The sequence below is a fragment of the Aquisalinus luteolus genome (assembly GCF_009712425.2).
Lineage (GTDB): Bacteria > Pseudomonadota > Alphaproteobacteria > Caulobacterales > Parvularculaceae > Aquisalinus > Aquisalinus luteolus.
The window spans coordinates 51,660-68,810 of the sequence record NZ_VCJR02000004.1 but is presented as its reverse complement, the minus strand read 5'-3'; the positions used below and the strand labels follow the sequence as shown (position 1 = coordinate 68,810).

Below are 17,151 nucleotides of genomic sequence, written 5' to 3'. Positions count from 1 at the left end.
GAACTCTGTTTCTTCACACTACTTCCCGAACAAATCCTGCCCGGCGGACTTCGGTGCCTGCAGGCCAAGATGGGCCCATGCGCGGGGCGCGAGCAGGCGGCCGCGCGGGGTGCGCTGGATCAGGCCTTGCTGCAAGAGAAAAGGTTCGATGACATCCTCGACCGCATCGCGGGCCTCGGCGAGCGATGCGGCGATGGTTTCGACACCGACCGGGCCGCCGCCGAAATGCTCCGCAATCAGACGAAGATAGCGCCGATCGAGCACGTCGAGGCCGAGCGTGTCGACCTCCAACCGCGTCAGGGCGCGGTCGGAGACATTGCGGTCAATGATCGAGGCATCCTCGACCAGCGCGACATCGCAGACCCGGCGCAACAGGCGCCCGGCGACCCGCGGCGTGCCACGTGAGCGACGGGCGATTTCCCGCGCGCCTTCCTCAGCCATCTCCGCGCCCAGCTTGCCGGCACCGCGGGTGACGATCTGTGTAAGTTCTTTCTCGTCATAGAAATCGAGCCGGACAGGGATACCGAAGCGGTCAAGCAGTGGCTTGGACAGAAGGCCCGACCGCGTCGTCGCGCCGATCAGGGTGAAACGAGGCAGGTCGATCTTGACCGAGCGGGCGGACGGCCCCTCCCCGATCAACAAATCAAGCTCGAAATCCTCCATCGCCGGATAGAGCACTTCCTCCACCGCAGGGGTCAGCCGATGAATCTCGTCGATGAAGAGGACGTCTTTTTCTTCAAGGTTTGTCAGCAGCGCTGCGAGATCGCCCGCCTTGGTGATGACCGGGCCGGAGGTGGCGCGGAAATTCACGCCCAGCTCATTGGCAACGATATGGGCGAGCGTGGTCTTGCCGAGGCCGGGTGGGCCATGGAAGAGAACGTGGTCCATTGCCTGGCCGCGCCGGGCGGCGGCTTCGACGAAGACGGACAGATTGTCCTTGGCCTGGCGCTGGCCGACGAAGTCAGACAGCCGTTTGGGCCGCAGAGCCGCATCCGCGTCTTCCGGCCTGCGCTCGCCATCGATGATCCTGTCCTCTGGCATCGTGTTGCTCATGCGCCAACCTTCATGTCGTTGCCAGTTCCTTCAGGGCGGCCTTTATCAGCGCCTGAACGTCCGCCTGCGGATTATCAGTGGCCGCCCGGGTTACGGCCTGCCTGGCGATTGTCGGGTCATAACCGAGATTGCCGAGTGCTGAGATGGCGTCGGCTTTCGCACCGGTCGGGGCGGCTGCCGGTGGTGTCGCAGCAGCTTCAGCCGGGGCCTTGCCGCCCTTGCCCGCCAATGTCTTGGCGAGACCGGCATTGCCCGCGACCACCGCCATCAGGTCCGGCGCCTTGCCCGACAGCTCGGTGACGATCCGTGTTGCGATTTTCTTGCCGACGCCCTGCGCCCGCGCCACGGCAGCATCGTCGCCAACGGATATGGCATCGAGCAGGCCAGCCGGGTCGAGCACCTGCAGGATCGCCAGCGCGGCCTTGGCACCGACGCCATTGACGGTCTGGAGCAGGCGGAAGCAATGACGCTCCGCCTCGCTGGCAAAGCCATAGAGCCGGATGAAATCCTCGCGCACCACCGTGTCGATGGACAGACTCGCCGCCTCGCCCGGCTGCAACCGGTCGAGCATGCGGGCGGTGCCGTTCACTTCGTAGCCGACGCCGTGGACGTCGATGATCGCCGTCTCGGTGGATACGCTGAGCACCGTGCCTTTCAGATGACCGATCATGCGGACCTCCGTGCCTGCGCACTGACGCCGGCCGCAGCGGCGTGATGGGAATGGCAGATGGCGACAGCGAGTGCGTCGGCAGCGTCCGCGCCCTGCTTGCCGGCCTTGGGCAACAGCACACGGATCATCGCCTGCACCTGGCGCTTGTCGGCATGGCCGACGCCGGTCACCGCCTTCTTGATTGAGTTGGCGGGATATTCGGCGACCGGCAGGCCAGCACTGGCCGGGGCCAGCAGGCAGACGCCACGGGCCTGCCCCAGCATCAGGGCAGAGCGCGGATTGGCGTTGACGAAGGTCTCTTCCACGGCGGCCATGGCCGGGCGGAATTCTGCGAGGATCGCCATCAGGTCAGCATGCAGGCAGGCGAGACGCGCGCCCATCTCAAGCTTCGGGTCGGGCTTTATCTCCCCCGCCGCGACGAAGGCGAGCCGCCCTGCGGCATCGGCCTCGATCACGCCCCAGCCGGCAGAGCGCAGCGCCGGATCGATGCCCAGAATTCGAATCATTTCACTCATGGGACCAGCATAGGGGAGTTCGAACACAAGGCGAACACTTTGCGCGATCTTTTGCAAAAAGCCGAGGTTTGCGCCTGAATTGGGGGACGATCAGTCGCGCAGCTTGCGGCGCTTGGGCTTGTCGTCTTCCTCGTCTTCTTCCGGTTCTTCGACCTTTTCAGGTTCGACGGAGGCAACGCGTGTCTCCTGAGACTGGGCCCGGACAGTCGTCTCGGTAGCTGGCGTTTGCGAGGCGTAAGTCTGGTTTCTGGGCTGCGGGCGCACGGTGCGCTGGGCGATCAGCATTTCTTCCAGTTGGTCACGCAGGCCGGTGCGCTCGGCAACGACCTCCTGCGGCTCGCCTGCCGATGAGGCGACGGATTTCTCCGCCCAGTTAAGCGCCCTTGCGAGATCCTGCGGCCTGCCTGTGCCTTCTGCCAGCGCGACGGCATAGAGGAACTGGCCTTCGGCATCGCCGCCCTCTGCCGCTTTCTGGAACCAGTCGGCGGCTTCCTTCGAGGATTGCGGCATGCCCTTGCCGTTATAGGCGAGCAGGCCAAGCGAGGTGTAGGCAGGCAAGAGGCCCTGCGCCGCTGCCTGTTTCAGCCAATAGACGGCACGTTCCGGATCGCTGTCGATGCCAAGCCCGGCTTCGAGGATGAGCGCGAGATTGTACTGGCTGTCGGCATCGCCCTGTTCGGCGGCCTTTTCGAACCAGTTTGCGGCCTGGGCGTAGCTGTGCGGCTTGCCGGTTCCGGTGAGATAGGCAAGGCCGAGATGATATTGCGCGGCGGGCTCGCCTACCTCTGCGGCCTGCTCGAACAGCTCGGTAGCGCGATTGGCATCCTCCGGCACGCCCTGACCAGTGGAATAGAGATAGCCGAGGCGGACCATGGCGAGGGTGTGGCCGGACTCGGCCGCCTTGGCATACCAGCCGGCGGCGCGGTTATAGTTCTGCTGGACGCCGTCGCCCTTGAAGGCCAGTTCACCCAGCGCGTATTGCGCGAACGGGTGCCCAGCCATGGCGGATTTGACATAGAGATTGCGCGCGGCAGGCTTGTCCTGCGGGCCACCGAGCCCCTTCTCGTTCAGCTGCGCCATCAGGAATTGGGCGTCCGGGTCATCCATGGCGACGAGCGGCGCGGCGAGCCTGCGGGCTTCTTCATAGTTCTTCGCGCGATAGGCCTCGAGCGCCGGGCGCAGGGAGCTTGCCTGCGTCACGGATTGCCCATTCCCACCTTGAAGCGGCACAGCCTGAACGGCACCTGCGGCAGGAACCGCAATGACCAAGCTGAATGGCAACAGCGTCAGATATGTCAGGCTTTTACGCATATACGCCACACATGCTCATGATTCAGGGGCAAAAGGATAGCCACACCATGGCAATCAATGCCTCAAGCGTTAATGCGCGGTTAACGCTTGTTGCCGAGCACAGCGGCGAAGCGACCCATGGCCGCGACGGGGCCGTCGGGCGCGTTCCAGACAGCGCCGGAGACGGCAATGAAGTCAGCGCCAGCCTCGATCAGCGGCGCGGCATTGTCCGGCGTGATGCCGCCAATGGCGACGCAGGGCACGGTCGTCGCCTTCGACCAGAAATCGAGAATATCCGGCTCGGCCCGATGCACGACCTGCTTCGTGCCGGTGGGATAGAACGCGCCAAACGCGACATAGTCCGCCCCCGCCTCGCCCGCCTCCATCGCCAGATGGGTGGAGTTGTGACAGGTCACGCCAATGCTGGCATCCGGCCCGAGGATCTTGCGCGCCTCGTCATAGGGGGTGTCGCTCTGGCCGATATGAACGCCGTCTGCGCCGGCCTTCCTGGCGAGGTGCGGATGGTCGTTGATCAGAAACGCCACATCGAAACGCTGGCATAGCGGCAGCAAGGCGTCAGCAGCGCGCAGGACTGCCTCGTCCGGCACATCCTTCAGCCGCAACTGGAGACAGGCGATCTGCGCTGGCGTGTCAGCCCCGGCGGCGAGCACATCGGCATAGAGGCTCGCAAAGGCATCGACATCGTCGATCGCCGGCGGCGTGATGAGGTAGAGCTGGCAGTCGGTCATGACACTGATTAAGGCGCAATTGCATTGTGGCGCAAGGGCTTACGCTCAGGTGAGGATCAGCCGCTGGAACAGGAACAGCGCCCACATGGAAAAGATCGCAAGGAAGTTGATGGTGAAGATCAGTCCGCGGCGGATGATGTCTGTCGATAGTGTCGCGACATAGAAGTGCCAGAGCCGCCCGGCGGTGAAGGCCCAGGCGAGAATGAAATAAACGCTATTCACCATGTCGCCAGCCCACAACATGGCGACCAAGGCATAGAACAGCACCGGGGCCTCGAACTGGTTGGAGAGGTTGGCGCTGACCCGCACCTCCAGCGCTTTCACATCCCGGCCCTCGCGCTGGTACTTTCGGATGAGTGATAGCCACGCATAGAGGAACACGATCAGTGCCAGATGGACCGCAACCGGCCACAGGATGAGGTCGCGGTCTATCTGGGTCAGCATGAAGTCTCCGTCAGCAGCACTCAGCCAGCTTTGGAGGCTTCACAGATCGAGTCAATCGCTGCCTTGAGCATGACATTGAATTCCTCGTCCGACTGTTGTGCCGACAGCCCCTCGGTCAGGCCCCGGGAAAAGGATGCGATCATGCCGGTGTTCTGCGCCAGCTTCTCGTTCGCCTCGTCGCGGGAATAGCCACCGGACAGGGCGACGACGCGCATCACCTTCGGGTGCTCAATCAGGGAACGGTAGTGATTTGCCTTGCTTGGCAGCGACAGCTTCAGCATTACCTGAGTATTCTCCGGCAAGGCATTGAGATGATTTGAAATCTCTTCGAGAAGTATATCTTCCGCCTCGGCCTTGTCGGCGATGGTGATGGTGACTTCCGGCTCGAGGATCGGCATCAGGCCATGCTCCCGGATCTGCTCCCCCACCTCGAATTGCTGGGCGACGATGGCGGCGATGCCGTCCCGGTTCGCGGCATCGACGACGGAGCGCATCTTGGTGCCGAAGATACCCTTGGCGACGGCCCGCTCGCACAGGGCATCGAGCCCGGGGATTGGCTTCATCAGCTTGACGCCGTCCTTCGCCTCCTCAAGCCCCTTGTCGACCTTTAGGAAGGGCACAACGTTGCACTGTTCCCATAAATATTGAGCGGTCGGGGTGCCATCGATCTCGCCATCCATGGTGCGCTCGAACAGGATTGCGCCGATCACTTTCTCGCCGGTGAAAGCAGGCGACTTGATGATCCGCGCCCGCATCTCGTGCATCAGCGCGAACATTTCCTCGTCATTGGCATAGGCACCCTCTTCGAGGCCATAGCCCTTCAGCGCTTTCGGTGTCGAACCGCCGGACTGGTCCAGCGCGGCGATAAAGCCGCCCTTCTCGGCCATCTGGGTGGCCATGTCAGACTTGCTCATGACGGCCTCCGCATACAGAATTTTCAGGGTTCAATGAAACACGCGCACCGGCGTGAGCGGCGCCCCGGGCACCGCAAGTCAGGATCGTCTCCATTCACTCTCTCCAGTTATCAGGTCCGGGCAGCTCTTTTCGTCGATACCGACGCGGCCGCTTGAGGGTAGTCTAACTGAAGGATATCGCAGTGCACCATAGCGCGCGCTGCATAAAAGCGAGTGTTAGCGCTACAAACTTCGATGTTAGCGCTATAGTGAGATTATTGGCTTACGGAGCGTCAGGGGGTTGGGCGCAGGCTCAGGCCTCAAGCGCCTTGACGCCCGGCAGGACCTTGCCTTCCATCCATTCCAGGAATGCGCCGCCAGCGGTCGAGACATAAGTGAAGTCATCGACGACGCCCGCCATGTTCAGCGCGGAGACCGTGTCCCCGCCGCCGGCGACGGCGACGAGCTTGCCTTCTTTCGCCAGCTTCGCCGCGAATTTGGACGCTTCGACCGTCGCGACATGGAACGGCTCGGTCTCGAACGCGCCGAGCGGACCGTTCCAGACCAGCGTCTTACACTTCTCGAGGATTTCGGCGATGTGATCGACACTGTCCGGCCCGAGGTCGAGGACCATCTCGTCAGCCGCAACACTATCGGCCGCTTTCACTTCCGATTTCGCGCCGGCCTTGAACTCCTTCGCGACCACGACATCCTTCGGCAGGATGATCTCGCAACCGGAATTGCCCGCCTTTGACATGATCTCCTTCGCCGTACCGACGAGGTCCGGCTCTGCCAGCGACTTGCCGACATCCATGCCCATGGCGAGCAGGAACGTGTTGGCCATGCCGCCGCCGACGACGACATATTGCGCCTTGTCGATCAGGTTGGTCAGCACGTCGAGCTTGGTGGAGACCTTCGCGCCACCGACGACGGCCATCATCGGCGGGGTTGGCGCGGCCAGCGCCTGGGTCAGGTAATCGAGTTCTTTTTCCATTGCCTTGCCAGCGGCGGACGGCAGCAGATGCGCCAGCCCCTCGGTCGAGGCATGGGCGCGGTGTGCGGCGGAAAAGGCATCGTTTACATAGAGATCGCCATTTTCGGCCAGCGCCTTGACGAAGTCCGGATCGTTGGCTTCCTCGCCCTTGTGAAAGCGGGTGTTTTCCAGCACCACGATATCGCCTGCCCCGGCGGCGGAGACAGCGGCCTTGGCTTCGCTGCCGATGCAGTCGGCGCCGAAATAGACACGCTCGCGCATGATTTCTTGCAGCTTCTTGGCAACCGGCTCCAGCGACATGGACTTGACCCGCTCGCCTTTAGGGCGGCCGAAATGGGACAGCAGCACGACCTTGGCGCTGCGGTCGATCAGGGCACGGATCGTCGGCAGGGCCCGTTCGATGCGCGTAACATCGGTGATCCCGCCCTTGTCGTTCATCGGCACATTGAAATCGACCCGGACAAGGACGCGCTTGCCGGCAAGTTCCTTGAAATCACTGATGGTCTTGTAGCTCATGGTCGCGTCTCCATTGATCGGGATCGGTTAAGGGGCGTTGGCACTGGTGTAGACCGCGTGTAGGCGGAAGGAAAGGGCTGCAAAAGGTACGACGTCGGCTTACTGGCCAGCATCATCAACCGGACACCGGGTCCAGGTGACAGTTCCCTGCGGGGAGATCTTCGTCATCGTGTCGCCATTGACCTCTATCTCGACGACTTCCTCATAGGGATCGCCCTCGCCGGTGCAGCGCAGGCCTGCTTCGTAGCGGCTCATCTGATCGTCGATGGCAGAGAGCTCGAACATGTAGCAGGTGTTTTCGAGGCCGGTGATGGTGCGCCCCTCGATCTGCAGCGGCGCTGCGTCCGAGGTGCCGGGCGCAAGCGAGCAATCGGTGAAGTCGTTCGCCCAGAGCCCCTGGAACGGATAGACGCCATCCGCCGGGCGGATACCGCCAGCGGCAGGGTCGGCAGCAGGATCAGGTAGTTGATCAGAAGAAGGCTCCTCCCCTCCGCCACAGGCGGCCAAGGCCAGAAGGATGAAGGGGAGGATGCGTTTCATATGGTTCCTACAGGAACTTCGCCATGGCGAGGGCGGTATCGGTCATGCGGGTGGAGAAGCCCCACTCATTATCGTACCAGCTCAGCACACGGACGAGCTTGCCTTCCAGGATCTGCGTCTGCGGGGCAGCGAAGGTCGAGGAATGCGGGTTGTGGTTGAAGTCGGACGAGACCAGCGGTGCCTCGGTATAGCCAAGGATGCCCTTCATCGCGCCTTCGGACGCTTCCTTCATCGCGGCGTTGACCTCTTCGACGGTCGTATCGCGCTTCGGCGTGCAGACAAGGTCGACGACAGAAACGTTCGGGGTCGGAACGCGGATCGAGGAACCGTCGAGCTTGCCGTTCAGGTCCGGCAGGACGAGGCCGACGGCTTTCGCGGCACCGGTCGAGGTCGGGATCATCGACAGGCCGGCAGCGCGGGCGCGATAGAGGTCCTTGTGCATGGTATCCAGCGTCGGCTGGTCGCCGGTGTAAGAGTGGATCGTCGTCATGTAACCGCGCTCGATGCCGACCGTGTCGTGCAGCACCTTGGCGATCGGTGCAAGGCAGTTGGTCGTGCACGATGCGTTGGAGACGATCATGTCAGTCTCGGTCAGGACGTTGTGGTTGACGCCGTAGACGATGGTCTTGTCCGCGCCGGAGGCCGGTGCGGAGACGAGCACGCGCTTGGCGCCCGCTTCCAGGTGCATCATGGCCTTTTCGCGGGCAGTGAAGATGCCGGTGCATTCAAACACGATGTCGACGCCCATCTCACCCCATGGCAGGTCGGCCGGGTTGCGCTCGGACAGCACCTTGATCGGGCCGGTGCCGGCGTCGATCGTGTCTTCGGTGGTCTTCACCTCATACGGGAAGACGCCGTGTACGGAGTCATAGCGCAGCAGGTGGGCATTGGTCTCGACAGGGCCAAGGTCGTTGATCGCGACGACCTCGATGCCCTCGCGCTTGTTCTCGATCATGGAGCGCAGTGCGAGGCGCCCGATACGGCCGAAGCCATTGATGGCTACACGAAGTGTCATTCTGTCTCTCCTTACGACAATAATTCTTTTGCCTTGGCGGCGATGGCGGCGCTTGTGATGCCGAAATGCTCGAACAACTCCTCGCCCTTGCCGCTGGCGCCAAAGCCGGTCATGCCGACAAAGGCACCCTTGCCCTTGCCTGCGGTATAGATGATGCGGTCCCAGCTCTGCTGGATGCCGGCCTCGGCAACCACGCGGGGACCATCCCCCAATACGTCTGCTATATAGGACTCATCCTGGTCCATGAACAGGTCGAGACACGGCACGGAGACGACGGCGGCGGTGACGCCATCCTTTTCCAGCTCGGCTTTCGCCTCCATCGCCAGTTCGACCTCGGAGCCGGACGCAATCAGCGTGATGTCGCGCTTCTTGCCGCCGGACAGGATATAGCCACCCTTCTCGCAGGGATTGCCTTCGGCCATCTCGGTGCGCAGCTGGGTCAGGCCCTGACGGGTGAGAGCCAGGCCGCTCGGCTTGTCGGTCATGTTCAGCGCGACTTCCCAGCATTCCGCCGTTTCGACCACGTCGCAGGGGCGGAACATGTAGAAGTTCGGGATCGCTCGCAGCGCGGACATGTGCTCGACGGGCTGGTGGGTCGGGCCGTCTTCGCCAAGGCCGATGGAGTCATGGGTCAGCACGTGAATGACGCGGATACCCATCAGCGCGGCAAGGCGCAGGGATGGACGGCAATAGTCAGAGAAGATCAGGAAGCCACCTGAATACGGGATCACCCCGCCATGCAGCGCCATGCCGTTCATCATCGCGGCCATGCCGTGCTCGCGGATGCCGTAATGGACATAGCGGCCGGTCGGGTCTTCCGCCGTCAGGGCCACCGTCTGCGAGGTCTTGGTGTTGTTCGAGCCGGTCAGGTCGGCAGAACCGCCGAGGGTGAACGGGATTGCCTCGTTGATGACTTCCAGCGCCATTTCTGACGCCTTGCGAGTGGCGACTTTCTTCGGCTCTGCGATCAGGCCGGAGACGTATTGCGAGATTGCGCTTCGCAGATCGTCCTTCACATCGCCGGCGAGCGCTTTCTTGTACTCCGCGGCCTTGTCGGACTTCGCCATACGCGCGTCCCACTCGCCACGGGCGGCAGCGCCCTTCTTGCCGTTCTGCTGCCAGGCGTCGAACACGTCGGAGGGAATGTCGAACGGCTCGTGGGCCCAGTCGAGGCTCTTGCGGGCAAACTCGATTTCCTCGGCGCCCAGCGGTGCACCGTGAGCGGATTTGGTGCCGGCTTTCTTGTTGGCGCCCTTGCCAATGACGGTCTTGCAGGCGATCAATGACGGCTTGTCGGATTTCTGCGCGGCCTCTATGGCTTTCGCGACGGCATCCATGTCGTGGCCGTCGACGCGGGTGACGTCCCAGCCCGACGCCTCGAAACGCTTCAACTGGTCGGTCGAGTCGGCCATGGAGACCGCGCCGTCGATGGTGATGTTGTTGTCATCCCACAAGACGATCAGCTTGTTCAGTTTCAGGTGACCGGCAAGCGACAGGGCCTCCTGGCTGATGCCTTCCATCAGGCAGCCATCGCCGGCGATGGTGTAGGTGTAGTGGTTGCAGATATCCTCGCCATAGCGCGCGCGACAGTGTGCCTCTGCGATCGCCATGCCGACGGCGTTGCCGAAGCCCTGGCCGAGCGGACCCGTTGTGGTCTCGACGCCCGGCACGTGGCCATATTCCGGGTGGCCGGCGGTTTTGGAGCCGAGCTGGCGGAAATTCTTCAGGTCATCAATGGTCATGCCCGGATAGCCGTTCAGATAGCTGAGCGAGTAGATCAGCATCGAGCCGTGCCCGGCGGACAGGACGAAGCGGTCGCGGTCCGGCCAGTCGGGGGCCGTCGCGTCGAACTTCAAAAAGCGGGTGAACAGTGTCGTGGCGACATCCGCCATACCCATCGGCATGCCCGGGTGACCGGAATTGGCCTGTTCTACGGCATCCATCGACAGGGTGGCGATGGCGGCGGACATGCGTTTTTGCAGTTCGGGAGAAAAGTCGGTCACGGATGGGTCCCCTCTCTATGTGGCGGGCCTTGAAGGTCAGCTTGTCTGATGCCGCTTCTCTTGCACCTGACTGGGCGAATTTTCAACCCTGATGTTAGCGCTAAACTACTCCGAAATCGATTGTTAGCGGTGTCAGAGTTCAGTGCTGGACAGGAGCGGTGCCGGACAGATAAGGTCTCTTAAAACAAGAGGTTCTGCCCATGGCCACACTGGAAAGTTCAGTTCGCGATCTGAAAGTGGCGCTCGATGATCTGAGCGCCAAGGTAGAACGCCGTTCCCTGACCCTCGCCGACCAGACGGAAACGCTGTCGAATATGCGCGACCAGGCGGGGTCGGCCCAGAAATATGCCGGCAAGGCGGCGCTCGACCTTGCCTCGGTTATCGACGATCTGCGCTCCCTCCTCGATGAGGACGAGAGCCAGAAGGTTAGCGCCGACGACACGACCAGTGACAGTAACAGTGACCCCGAAGAGGACGATTAATGGGACAGGTGACGATCTCGATCAATGGCCAGAACTACAATGTCACCTGCGATGACGGCCAGGAAGACCGGCTGAAGGAACTGGCCAATTATTTCGACGGGCATGTCAGTCGCCTCGCCGCCCAGATCGGCAATATCGCCGATTCCCGCCTCATGCTGCTCGCCGGTCTGACCGTCTGCGACGAACTGAAAGAGGCGCAATTGCTGATCCGCGACCTGGAGGATGAATCCGGCCTGACCAGCGAAAAGGGCGCGGCCGAGATCATCAAGTCTGTGACCGACCGTGTTCACGAAATCGCCGAGAGGCTTGAAGAACCCTCGACAAGCGCCTAGATATCGAGATCGCTGCCCGGCCCGTCAGGATACTTTCCCCGGGGCCTTAAATTCTCAAATGGGAGCTACCTCTGCCCGGGCCGTGGTCCGGTGCACGCGGCGCCCACCTGGTCCATCGGGTCCAGGGCGAACGCAAATCCAACGGCCAGGGCGGCACTTTATTTCTGCGGGGACCAATGCCGAAGCTGACTGACTTTCTGCCGGACCCGTTTGGAAAGGACATCTATCGCCTGAACGCGAAAAAGGCGCGAGAGGATGCCCATCTCCGCCGCCCCCACGCCGCCCGCCAGGCCGCAACCCATTTCATCGCTTCCGTTCCCTTCGCCAATCGCAAGTGCATCGCCGTCTATTATCCTGCGGGCACGGAGCTTCATACCTGGCCGCTGGTCGAGGAATTGCAGACAGAGGGCAAGACCGTCTGCCTGCCCGTAGTCGCCAATACCAACAAGCCGCTGATCTTTCGTGCCTACACGCCGGAAATGCCGCTGGAAAAAGGGCCCTATGGCATTATGGCCCCCGCTGCCACTGCGCCCGTGTGTCATCCGGACCTGTTGATCGTGCCCTTGCTGGCCTTCCGCCGCGATGGCGGGCGTCTCGGCATGGGCGGCGGTTATTATGACCGCACGCTGCAGCAATTGCGCCGTGAACGGAATGTCCTCGCCGTTGGCTATGCCTATGCCGATCAGGAGATGGAGAAATTTCCCGTCGACCGCCACGACCAGCCGCTCGACTGGATCGTGACGGAACGCGAAGCGATCAAGGTGCGGTAGAATTCAGGGTGTGCAAATCGGTACGATCACACCGCCCTTTATAGGGACAGGTTCTGCAGTGATCATGTTTGCAGCCATTTCTGGCTCCAGTACCTTTTTCGCCCTTTCAGGATTCGACTCCCGACGTCCGGACACTGATCCGGCCTCGCTAGTTGTAATGTAATCACCAAGGTAAACGACGCTCCCGGCTGGAGCATTGAACGCGAGACTTACTTCGCGTGATACCGGCCTTGTACCTGCATCTATTTCTTCCCTGAAGGATGTTGCATAGAAGCCCGCAGGCGCAGAGTAGGCACGGATTATCGTATCATTCGTCGGCGCGACTGTTTCGCGAATGCGGTTCCAGGAAGAGCAATTGCCTGTGATAAAGCCCTTCTCCAGATCGTACTGTGTAAAATAAATATATCCCGGCTGATCCGCTGGTTCTGTCTGCACACCCACAACAAGAATGGTCCTGTCTTCAGAAACACGCGCTTTGGCCGGATTAATTTCCTTGACGCCATTCATGAGGCAACCCGATGTCAGGGCACCTAAAGAGAAAAAGACAATCAACAACCTGCCAATGCAGTACATCGCTACCCCTTCTGCTCTTCGATCCACGCCTTGATGTGATCTTCCAGCACTGACAGCGGCACGCCGCCATTTTCCAGCACGGCGTCGTGGAACAGGCGGATGTCGAAATCCTCGCCCAGTTCTTCCTCGGCCAGCGCACGCAATTCCGTGATCTTCAACTCACCAGTCTTGTAGGCGAGCGCCTGGCCCGGCCAGGTGATGTAGCGGTCGACCTCGGTGGTGATGTTGTTCATCGACAGCGCGGAGTTCTCCGCCATGAAGTCGATTGCCTGCTGGCGGGTCCAGCCCTTGGCGTGAATGCCGGTATCAACGACGAGGCGGCAGGCCCGCCACATCTCGTAGGAGAGCTGACCGAACTTCGTATACGGCGTTTCATAGAAACCCGCTTCCTCGCCAAGGCTTTCGGCATAGAGCCCCCAGCCTTCGACAAACGCCGTGAAGAACGTAAAGCGCCTGAACGGCGGCATGTCGAGCTGCTGGGCGAGCGCGATCTGGTGATGGTGACCCGGCACCGCCTCGTGCAGGGTCAGCGCCTCCAGCTCATACAGCGGCCGCGTGTCGAGCTTGGTCGTATTGACGAAATAGAAGCCAGCCCGGGTGCCGTCGCCCGCGCCCGGCTGGTAATAGGCCGTGGTCGTCTTTTCGGCGATATCGAGGGGGATTTCCTTCAGGCCGTATGGCAGGCTCGGCAGGGTGGCGAAGAGTTTCGGCATCTCGCCATCCATTTTCTTGGCAATGCGGGCGGCCTCAACCATCCGTTCCTCGCCGGTCTTCGGATAGAATTGCGGATCGGTGCGCAGGAAAGTGAGCCACTCCTCGAACGTGCCGTCGAAGTCTGCCTCCTCGATCACTTTCTCCATTTCGGCGCGAATGCGCGCGACCTCCGACAGGCCGGTCTGGTGGATTTCATCCGGCGTCGCGTCGGTGGTCGTAAAGCTGCGGGCGAGATAGGCGTAATAGTCCTGCCCGCCTTCGACCGAGCCAATGCCGTCGATCGTGCGGCAGGCCGGCTGATATTCTTCCATGTAGAAGGTCTCGAACGTTTCAATCGCCGGGATAATTTCCGCCTCGACAATCCCGGTTGCCTTTGCCTTCAGCTCATCGAACCGCGCCTGCGCCATCGTCGCGGGCTTCGTCGCGAAAGGATCGAGGAAGACACTGTCCGATACATCATCGACGATATGGGTGCTGATGGAATCTTCATAACCCTCCATCGAGGCACAAGGCTGGGTCCAGCCACCCTCGATCCCGGTACGGATCGTCTCCGTCGCCGTTTCGATATACTCATCCATCTTGCCAAGCCGCGTGACGTAAGAGGTATAGTCATCGGCGTCGAAGAAAGGCAGCAGGTCAGGCAGCCCGGTCATGTCGAGATGCGGCCCACCGCGATTGGAGATGAGGATGTATTTGCCCGCATAGTCACCGGCCTCGATCTCGTCTTCCAGCTGCTGTGTCAGAAGCGCGTAATTCAGCTGGTTGTCTTCGCTAAGGGTTGCCGGATCGATAGCCTCGAGCTTGGCGAAGAATTCCTTCCTGTCTTCAACAGCCGCGTCATAGGCAGCAACCGACGGATCGCCCAGCTCGTCCCCGGCGACATCCTCGCCCAGCATCGTCGCATAGGTCGGGCTCTGTTCCAGATACCATTGCCAGTGGGCATCCATCACCGCCTCGAAGCTTTCGTCCGCCTCCTGCGCAAACGCAGGCGCAGCGGCACACAGCGCAGCGACAGCAGCGCTCAGGGAAAGGGCGAATGAACGGGGTTTCCGGGTTGATGGCATGAAAGTCTCCTCTTCGGGCGCAATCGTGCGTATGGCCTCGGTCATAAGTCAAGCTTGCCAGAGCGCCAAACACAGCGCTTGCGTTCGCCCCTGATCGCTCGCATAAGCGGACCATCCCAAGCTGCAGGAATTGTGACTACATGCGTCTAGCGTTTTTCGGTGATGTGATGGGCCGGTCCGGCCGGAAAGCCCTGTCCGATCACCTGCCGCGCCTGCGCCGCCGCCTCGCCCTCGATTTCATCGTCGTCAACGCAGAGAACGCCGCCGGCGGGTTCGGCGTGACCGAGGCGATCTGCGAGGAAATCTTCGACCTCGGCGCCGACGTGATCACCACCGGCAACCACGCCTATGACCAGCGCGACAGCCTCGACATGTTCGACCGCGAACGCCGCCTGCTGCGCCCGGCGAACTTCCCCGCCTCCAACCCCGGGCGCGGTGCCGGTCTCTATGATACGCGTGACGGACGCAGCGTGCTTGTCGTCCACCTGCACGGCCAGCGCTTCATGAACCCGATGGACGATCCCGTGCCGGCGCTGGAGCGGGAGATGGAAGGCCTGATGCTGGGCCGCGAGGCCGACGCCATCATCGTCGACATGCATGCCGAGGCCTCATCGGAGAAATATTCCCTCGGCCAGTATCTCGATGGCCGCGTCAGCCTCGTCGTCGGCACCCACACCCATGTGCCCACCGCCGACACGCAGATCTTCCCGCGCGGCACGGCTTTCCAGTGTGATGCCGGCATGTGCGGCGACTATGACAGCGTCATCGGCATGGAAAAGGACGGGCCTGTCTCGCGCTTCACCACCAAGCTTCCGGGTAATCGCCTGCAGCCCGCCTCCGGCGAGGGAACGGTCTGCGGGGTGTATGTCGTTACCAATGACAAGACAGGTCTGGCGGTGCATGCCGAGCCGATCCGCGTCGGCGGGCGCCTGATCGAGCAGCAGCCGGCACCCGTAGAACGCTAGTGGTCGGCCACATCACCAGTTTTGGTGAATAAAGTATTTCCTTTTCCACGGGCTCGACTAGATTGGAATAGTCGAAGAATAACGTGTGATTACACGCGTTTAGTGTCAGTGGGGAAACAGGCATGGGCCAGCTCGAAGATATGGAAATCTTCACAGAGATCGTTCGCGCCGGTGGCATCACCCATGCTGCTGACCGACTGAATATCGCGCCGTCCGCCGTCTCTCGCCGCCTCAAGGATATCGAGGCCCGCCTTGGTGTGCAGCTGATGAACCGCACGACCCGCCAGATGGCGCTGACTGAAACCGGCCGCGCCTATCTTGCCCATGCAGAGCGCATACTCAGCGATGTCGAGGAAGCCAATAACGAGATCACCCGTGCCAGCGGCGAGATATCCGGATCGATCAAGATCGCTGCGCCCCTGTCCTTCGGCCTGTCACACCTGGCGGGCGGACTATCCGATTTCATGACCAGACACCCCCAGGTCACCCTCGATGTCGACCTTTCCGACAGGCGTGTCGACCTGGTGCAGGAAGGCTTTGACCTCGCCATCCGCATCGGGAATTTGCCGGATTCTTCCCTGCGCGGCAGGAAGATCACGGATATTCCGACCGTACTTGTCGCAAGCCCCGCTTTCATCGAGAAATACGGTCCCCTTGATTCCCCTGCCGACCTCGATGGGCTGCCGGGGCTGGTCTATACCGGCGATACCACTGCGGGGAACTGGTCGTGCAAGTCGCCTTCAGGTCAGGAGATCAAGTTTCGCATCAAATCGGCGATGCTCTGCAATAATGGCGACATGATGCGGGAGGCCTCAGCGGAAGGCCTCGGACTGTTACGCGTACCCTCCTTCATCGTGGAAGATGCGCTTCGGTTCGGGTCGCTGATCTCCCTCTTTTCAGATCACGACTGGGGCAGTGTCGGCCTGCACCTTCTCTGGCCGCCAACGCGGCACCTGTCGGCCAGAACGAGAGTACTGATCGACCATCTCGCCGAGACCTTGGCCAAGGGGTGCCAGATCGAGAAGGCGAAGCAACCGGATGCCGGATCGCGGGCGAATGGTTAATTTTTTATGAACATCTGGTAATGTCGGGAGCGTATGGTTAACCTGCCGTGTAAGGGGAGCGGAACAAGGAGGGGATTATCATGCTGTCTCAAATTCTGAACGACCTCGGCACCGCCATTTCCATGGTGCTCGACTTCAACAACATTTTCATGGTGATCGCCATTCTGGTGATCAGCGTCTTCACCGGCCTGCGCATGGGCAATTACGGCAATATCTTCGGCGCCGTCATGGAAAGCACCGTGCTGCTGGCGATAGTCACCTATCTCTGGAACTGGCTGTCGACGCCGGGTCGCTTCAATGTCGATGTCTGGGAATCAGAAACCATTCTGGCCTGGAACAATCTCATGGGACTTACCGGCATGGCGCTGGTCGGTTACCTGTGCGTGTTCTTCATCCTGGTCTCCGCCGTCTACATCATCAAAGCAATCGCGAGCCGCTAAGGCTGTCACGCGAGCCAGTTTAAGTTGACCGGTCGCAGGCTTGCTCGCTAGCGTCCTCCCCGTCA

At 61.5% G+C, this 17,151-nt stretch carries 19 protein-coding genes and 1 other RNA gene; 7 read left to right on the top strand and 13 right to left on the bottom strand.

What is annotated here, in order from left to right; translation table 11 throughout:
* Window positions 1–18: 18 nt before the first annotated feature.
* The 11 genes from ruvB to tkt all read right to left on the bottom strand — a co-directional run bounded on the left by ruvB (window position 19) and on the right by tkt (window position 10,649).
* Window positions 19–1,053, bottom strand: a complete 1,035-nt coding sequence (gene ruvB / locus FF098_RS15375) for a Holliday junction branch migration DNA helicase RuvB (RefSeq protein ID WP_308419385.1) — start codon at window positions 1,051–1,053, stop codon at window positions 19–21.
* 10 nt (window positions 1,054–1,063) lie between these two features.
* On the bottom strand, window positions 1,064–1,723 hold the full coding sequence (gene ruvA / locus FF098_RS15370) for a Holliday junction branch migration protein RuvA (protein WP_155142201.1): 660 nt from the start codon (window positions 1,721–1,723) through the stop codon (window positions 1,064–1,066).
* Entirely contained in the window at window positions 1,720–2,238 is a 519-nt protein-coding gene (gene ruvC, locus FF098_RS15365) for a crossover junction endodeoxyribonuclease RuvC (protein ID WP_155142199.1), read from the bottom strand. The genes ruvA and ruvC overlap by 4 nt, the downstream gene beginning before the upstream one ends.
* A 90-nt stretch (window positions 2,239–2,328) precedes the next feature.
* Entirely contained in the window at window positions 2,329–3,438 is a 1,110-nt protein-coding gene (locus FF098_RS15360; protein ID WP_166426578.1) for a tetratricopeptide repeat protein, read from the bottom strand.
* A gap of 191 nt (window positions 3,439–3,629) precedes the next feature.
* On the bottom strand, window positions 3,630–4,277 hold the full coding sequence (gene thiE / locus FF098_RS15355; protein ID WP_155142195.1) for a thiamine phosphate synthase: 648 nt from the start codon (window positions 4,275–4,277) through the stop codon (window positions 3,630–3,632).
* Window positions 4,278–4,322: 45 nt separating this feature from the next.
* A complete protein-coding gene (locus FF098_RS15350) occupies window positions 4,323–4,721 on the bottom strand; it encodes an MAPEG family protein (protein ID WP_155142193.1) in 399 nt (132 codons plus the stop codon).
* Window positions 4,722–4,741: 20 nt separating this feature from the next.
* Window positions 4,742–5,635 (bottom strand): fructose bisphosphate aldolase, encoded by an 894-nt coding sequence (locus tag FF098_RS15345; protein ID WP_155142190.1) that lies wholly within the window; start codon window positions 5,633–5,635, stop codon window positions 4,742–4,744.
* Window positions 5,636–5,927: 292 nt separating this feature from the next.
* Window positions 5,928–7,124 (bottom strand): phosphoglycerate kinase, encoded by a 1,197-nt coding sequence (locus tag FF098_RS15340; RefSeq protein WP_155142188.1) that lies wholly within the window; start codon window positions 7,122–7,124, stop codon window positions 5,928–5,930.
* Window positions 7,125–7,223: 99 nt separating this feature from the next.
* Window positions 7,224–7,664, bottom strand: a complete 441-nt coding sequence (locus tag FF098_RS15335) for a hypothetical protein (RefSeq protein ID WP_155142186.1) — start codon at window positions 7,662–7,664, stop codon at window positions 7,224–7,226.
* Between the two features lie 7 nt (window positions 7,665–7,671).
* On the bottom strand, window positions 7,672–8,679 hold the full coding sequence (gene gap / locus FF098_RS15330) for a type I glyceraldehyde-3-phosphate dehydrogenase (protein WP_155142184.1): 1,008 nt from the start codon (window positions 8,677–8,679) through the stop codon (window positions 7,672–7,674).
* An 11-nt stretch (window positions 8,680–8,690) separates the two neighbouring features.
* Window positions 8,691–10,649 carry a transketolase gene (gene tkt, locus FF098_RS15325; RefSeq protein ID WP_155142382.1) on the bottom strand — a complete coding sequence of 653 codons (1,959 nt, stop codon included), beginning with the start codon at window positions 10,647–10,649 and terminating at the stop codon, window positions 8,691–8,693.
* A gap of 233 nt (window positions 10,650–10,882) precedes the next feature.
* On the opposite strand from tkt, the gene FF098_RS15320 reads away from it, so the two are divergent.
* From FF098_RS15320 to FF098_RS15305, 4 genes are all read left to right on the top strand, one after another.
* On the top strand, window positions 10,883–11,164 hold the full coding sequence (locus FF098_RS15320) for a hypothetical protein (protein ID WP_155142182.1): 282 nt from the start codon (window positions 10,883–10,885) through the stop codon (window positions 11,162–11,164).
* On the top strand, window positions 11,164–11,496 hold the full coding sequence (locus tag FF098_RS15315; RefSeq protein ID WP_155142180.1) for a cell division protein ZapA: 333 nt from the start codon (window positions 11,164–11,166) through the stop codon (window positions 11,494–11,496). The genes FF098_RS15320 and FF098_RS15315 overlap by 1 nt, the downstream gene beginning before the upstream one ends.
* 6 nt (window positions 11,497–11,502) lie before the next feature.
* A non-coding RNA gene (gene ssrS / locus FF098_RS15310) (6S RNA) lies at window positions 11,503–11,657 on the top strand.
* 15 nt (window positions 11,658–11,672) lie between these two features.
* Complete coding sequence (locus FF098_RS15305) at window positions 11,673–12,266, top strand: 5-formyltetrahydrofolate cyclo-ligase (RefSeq protein WP_155142177.1); 594 nt, start codon at window positions 11,673–11,675, stop codon at window positions 12,264–12,266.
* A 3-nt stretch (window positions 12,267–12,269) separates the two neighbouring features.
* Here FF098_RS15305 and FF098_RS15300 read toward each other — a convergent pair whose 3' ends face one another.
* Both FF098_RS15300 and FF098_RS15295 read right to left on the bottom strand, forming a co-directional pair.
* On the bottom strand, window positions 12,270–12,839 hold the full coding sequence (locus FF098_RS15300) for a hypothetical protein (protein WP_155142175.1): 570 nt from the start codon (window positions 12,837–12,839) through the stop codon (window positions 12,270–12,272).
* Window positions 12,840–12,841: 2 nt separating this feature from the next.
* Window positions 12,842–14,617 (bottom strand): DUF885 domain-containing protein, encoded by a 1,776-nt coding sequence (locus FF098_RS15295; protein ID WP_155142172.1) that lies wholly within the window; start codon window positions 14,615–14,617, stop codon window positions 12,842–12,844.
* A gap of 140 nt (window positions 14,618–14,757) precedes the next feature.
* On the opposite strand from FF098_RS15295, the gene FF098_RS15290 reads away from it, so the two are divergent.
* The 3 genes from FF098_RS15290 (at window position 14,758) to FF098_RS15280 (ending at window position 17,086) form a co-directional block, all read left to right on the top strand.
* Window positions 14,758–15,582 carry a TIGR00282 family metallophosphoesterase gene (locus tag FF098_RS15290; protein WP_155142171.1) on the top strand — a complete coding sequence of 275 codons (825 nt, stop codon included), beginning with the start codon at window positions 14,758–14,760 and terminating at the stop codon, window positions 15,580–15,582.
* Window positions 15,583–15,704: 122 nt separating this feature from the next.
* Window positions 15,705–16,646 carry a LysR family transcriptional regulator gene (locus tag FF098_RS15285; protein ID WP_155142169.1) on the top strand — a complete coding sequence of 314 codons (942 nt, stop codon included), beginning with the start codon at window positions 15,705–15,707 and terminating at the stop codon, window positions 16,644–16,646.
* Between the two features lie 80 nt (window positions 16,647–16,726).
* Window positions 16,727–17,086, top strand: coding sequence for a hypothetical protein (locus tag FF098_RS15280; RefSeq protein WP_155142167.1), 360 nt, complete (start codon window positions 16,727–16,729; stop codon window positions 17,084–17,086).
* The last annotated feature ends 65 nt before the right edge of the window (window positions 17,087–17,151 follow it).

Coding starts and splice junctions, on each gene's coding strand:
- ruvB (WP_308419385.1), bottom strand. CDS start 1,053: ATGAGCAACACGATGCCAGAGGACAGGATCATCGATGGCGAGCGCAGG.
- ruvA (WP_155142201.1), bottom strand. CDS start 1,723: ATGATCGGTCATCTGAAAGGCACGGTGCTCAGCGTATCCACCGAGACG.
- ruvC (WP_155142199.1), bottom strand. CDS start 2,238: ATGAGTGAAATGATTCGAATTCTGGGCATCGATCCGGCGCTGCGCTCT.
- thiE (WP_155142195.1), bottom strand. CDS start 4,277: ATGACCGACTGCCAGCTCTACCTCATCACGCCGCCGGCGATCGACGAT.
- FF098_RS15350 (WP_155142193.1), bottom strand. CDS start 4,721: ATGCTGACCCAGATAGACCGCGACCTCATCCTGTGGCCGGTTGCGGTC.
- FF098_RS15345 (WP_155142190.1), bottom strand. CDS start 5,635: ATGAGCAAGTCTGACATGGCCACCCAGATGGCCGAGAAGGGCGGCTTT.
- FF098_RS15340 (WP_155142188.1), bottom strand. CDS start 7,124: ATGAGCTACAAGACCATCAGTGATTTCAAGGAACTTGCCGGCAAGCGC.
- FF098_RS15335 (WP_155142186.1), bottom strand. CDS start 7,664: ATGAAACGCATCCTCCCCTTCATCCTTCTGGCCTTGGCCGCCTGTGGC.
- gap (WP_155142184.1), bottom strand. CDS start 8,679: ATGACACTTCGTGTAGCCATCAATGGCTTCGGCCGTATCGGGCGCCTC.
- tkt (WP_155142382.1), bottom strand. CDS start 10,649: ATGTCCGCCGCCATCGCCACCCTGTCGATGGATGCCGTAGAACAGGCC.
- FF098_RS15320 (WP_155142182.1), top strand. CDS start 10,883: ATGGCCACACTGGAAAGTTCAGTTCGCGATCTGAAAGTGGCGCTCGAT.
- FF098_RS15315 (WP_155142180.1), top strand. CDS start 11,164: ATGGGACAGGTGACGATCTCGATCAATGGCCAGAACTACAATGTCACC.
- FF098_RS15305 (WP_155142177.1), top strand. CDS start 11,673: ATGCCGAAGCTGACTGACTTTCTGCCGGACCCGTTTGGAAAGGACATC.
- FF098_RS15300 (WP_155142175.1), bottom strand. CDS start 12,839: ATGTACTGCATTGGCAGGTTGTTGATTGTCTTTTTCTCTTTAGGTGCC.
- FF098_RS15295 (WP_155142172.1), bottom strand. CDS start 14,617: ATGCCATCAACCCGGAAACCCCGTTCATTCGCCCTTTCCCTGAGCGCT.
- FF098_RS15290 (WP_155142171.1), top strand. CDS start 14,758: ATGCGTCTAGCGTTTTTCGGTGATGTGATGGGCCGGTCCGGCCGGAAA.
- FF098_RS15285 (WP_155142169.1), top strand. CDS start 15,705: ATGGGCCAGCTCGAAGATATGGAAATCTTCACAGAGATCGTTCGCGCC.
- FF098_RS15280 (WP_155142167.1), top strand. CDS start 16,727: ATGCTGTCTCAAATTCTGAACGACCTCGGCACCGCCATTTCCATGGTG.